The sequence below is a fragment of the Arthrobacter sp. Y3225209 genome (genome assembly GCF_059090685.1).
The window spans coordinates 1-577 of the sequence record NZ_JBNHFW010000051.1 but is presented as its reverse complement, the minus strand read 5'-3'; the positions used below and the strand labels follow the sequence as shown (position 1 = coordinate 577).

Genomic DNA, 577 nt, shown 5'->3' with positions numbered 1-577 from the left:
TTCTGCCTCTGTGCGGGCGGCGTTTTGTGCGGCCTCACGGTCCAGCGCCCGGCGAACCGGTTCCAGCGCGGTTTCGGCGCCGCGCGGCAGCCGGGTCATACCGGCAGCACCACTGTCAGCGGGGCCAGCGGGTCGGCGAGTTCGACGGCGAGGTCCGCCGCGGCGTCGGGCGTCAGCAGCACTACGCACACCGATTCGGGCAGCGCTGCCCATACGGCGCGCACGTCAGCTGCCCCGGCAGCCGGATACAGCGCCGCCCCGGCAAGTTTGAACCCCTGCAGCAGCGTGGTGCTGCCCAGGGCAGCGACGGTTCCTTCGCGAGCGCTCATGCCTGGCCGATGAGGATGATGGAAATGATCAGCCCGTAGATGGCTATGCCTTCGGCCAGGCCCACCACCACCATGGCGCGGCCGAAGATTTCCGGGCGCTCACTCATGGCGGCCAGCGCTGCGGATCCGGTGTAGGCCACGGCAATGGCCGCGCCGATGGAGGACCCGGCCACGGCGATCGCCGCACCGAGCAGGGCAGCACTGCTGCTGTCGCTGCCGTCGGTGGCCATGGCAACGGAAGCGGCGGC

Annotated in this window: 2 protein-coding genes; both read right to left on the bottom strand. The window is 70.7% G+C overall.

From position 1 onward, the window contains the following. Window positions 1-95: 95 nt before the first annotated feature. Entirely contained in the window at window positions 96-329 is a 234-nt protein-coding gene (locus AC5RVB_RS16335) for a hypothetical protein (RefSeq protein ID WP_227902153.1), read from the bottom strand. After that, the coding region (locus AC5RVB_RS16330; RefSeq protein WP_494143175.1) for an ATP synthase subunit C at window positions 326-577 on the bottom strand (252 nt) is incomplete at its 5' end. The genes AC5RVB_RS16330 and AC5RVB_RS16335, both read right to left, overlap by 4 nt.